This window comes from Streptomyces sp. DH12 (genome assembly GCF_020873895.1).
In the GTDB taxonomy this organism is placed as follows: Bacteria; Actinomycetota; Actinomycetes; order Streptomycetales; family Streptomycetaceae; genus Streptomyces.
This window is the reverse complement of the sequence record NZ_JAHWGT010000079.1, coordinates 1-1,590: the sequence shown is the minus strand read 5'-3', so window position 1 is coordinate 1,590 and position 1,590 is coordinate 1. Positions and strand designations below refer to the sequence as shown.

Genomic DNA, 1,590 nt, shown 5'->3' with positions numbered 1-1,590 from the left:
GTACCTCGACTCCTCGGGCGTCAGCATGATCGTCGCGCTGTCCGGCGTGCTCGACAGCCGTGCCGGCGTCCTGCGCCTCGCCGCCCTCAGCGACCACTACCAGCAGGTGTGGGGCCTCCTGGGCCTCGACACGCTCCTCCCCGTCTTCCCCACCGTGCACGCCGCTCTCGACGGGCGCGTCACGGGCGCCTGTGCCGATACCGTGGAGTCACTCGACCCCGCCTGAGAACACGGACCCGGGCGACCTCTCAGGCCGGTGGCCCGTAGCGGGCCGCGATCACCGTCGCGCGGTGGTGCAGCGAGGTGCGCAGCCACTGCGGGGCCTCCACCTCCGCGTACATGGCGTGCTGCCACAGCGCCCATTCCGCGTGCCGTGCGTCCTGGAAGACGACGTGCAGCCGGAGCCGGCCGTCCTCGCCGGTTCGTCGAACTCCTCCGCTCTCCGCACCCTTGGCCACCTCCGTGCGCCACTTCGGGGGCCGGCCCGCGGCCTCGTTGGGGACCGTGGGCGCCGCCAACGCGTCCGTGCGCCGCGCGGGTGCTTTCCGAGGCGACGGAGTCAGCCGCCCGGTCACTGTCCGCCCTTCCCCCGTCCACCGAAGAGCTCGGTCACCAGCCGCCGGGCGTACGCGGCGTCGAGCCCGGCCGGACGGAAGAGGATGCGGTACATCATGGGAGCGACGACGCGGTCCATGACCGTTTCGACGTCGGGACCGTGCTCCCCCCGGTCGTCGGCCCGGGCGAGTATGACGTTGATCTGTTCGGCCGCGTAGGCCGAGCACTGGCCGGCGTTGTCGCCGTCCGGGTCGCCGAGCAGGGCGTCGCGGATGTAGGCGCGGCCCGAGGCGGACGTCATTTCGTCGAGGAACTGTTCGGCCCACGCCGTCAGGTCGGACCGCAGGTCGCCGTGGTCCTCCGGCGCGGTGTCGGGTCGCAGCCGCTCCACCGCGACGTCCGAGAGCAGTTCCTGCAGGGTGCCCCAGCGTCGGTAGACGGTCGACGGGGTGACTCCGGCGCGCTGGGCGACCAGGGGGACGGTCAGAGCCTCGCGGCCCCTCTCCTCCAGGAGTTCCCGTACGGCGGTGTGCACCGACGCCTGTACGCGTGCGCTGCGCCCGCCGGGGCGAACCCTTTGCCTGGTGCTCATCCGACCAGCCTAAAGCACAGTCCTTGCGTTTAGCGGCCCTCTGCCCGGGCAGCGCATGCCCTTCGGTGGCACCGTCGTCCTGTCGCTGCCGACCCTCCACGCACTTCGGCACCCGCGGGTGACGCCGGCACCGCCCTCGCCGCACAGGGCGAGCGCCTGCCCGACGGCCGTGGCGGGGTCCTCGCCGATCTCATCGTGGCGGGCAACCGGTCCTGATCCCGACGGAGCCGAGCGGTGGGGCGGCCGGGCCGGAAATCTCCGGCCCGGCCCCTACCGCCCTCAGGCGACGGGTGCGAGCGACCGGGCGGGCTGCGTCCGCTCGTACGCGTGGCCCACCCGCAGCAGCGTCCGCTCGGCGAAGGGCCGCCCGAGCAACTGCATGCCGATGGGCATGCCTGCCGTGTCCCGGCCGACCGGGACGGAGAGTGCGGGCACTCCTGTGA

At 73.2% G+C, this 1,590-nt stretch carries 3 protein-coding genes and 1 pseudogene; 1 reads left to right on the top strand and 3 read right to left on the bottom strand.

Going from position 1 to position 1,590, the window contains the following annotated elements; genetic code table 11:
- A partial coding sequence (locus tag LPA54_RS32550; RefSeq protein ID WP_228984376.1) for an STAS domain-containing protein occupies positions 1–226 on the top strand: 226 nt, incomplete at its 5' end.
- Positions 227–248: 22 nt separating this feature from the next.
- Here LPA54_RS32550 and LPA54_RS32545 read toward each other — a convergent pair.
- From LPA54_RS32545 to LPA54_RS32535, 3 genes and pseudogenes are all read right to left on the bottom strand, one after another.
- Positions 249–413 (bottom strand): annotated as a pseudogene (locus tag LPA54_RS32545) (DNA-binding transcriptional regulator); the annotation flags it as partial.
- 158 nt (positions 414–571) lie between these two features.
- A complete protein-coding gene (locus LPA54_RS32540; protein ID WP_228917873.1) occupies positions 572–1,147 on the bottom strand; it encodes a TetR/AcrR family transcriptional regulator in 576 nt (191 codons plus the stop codon).
- Positions 1,148–1,426: 279 nt separating this feature from the next.
- Positions 1,427–1,590, bottom strand: a 164-nt coding sequence (locus LPA54_RS32535) for an amidase family protein (RefSeq protein ID WP_267487917.1), incomplete at its 5' end; no start/stop codon positions are given.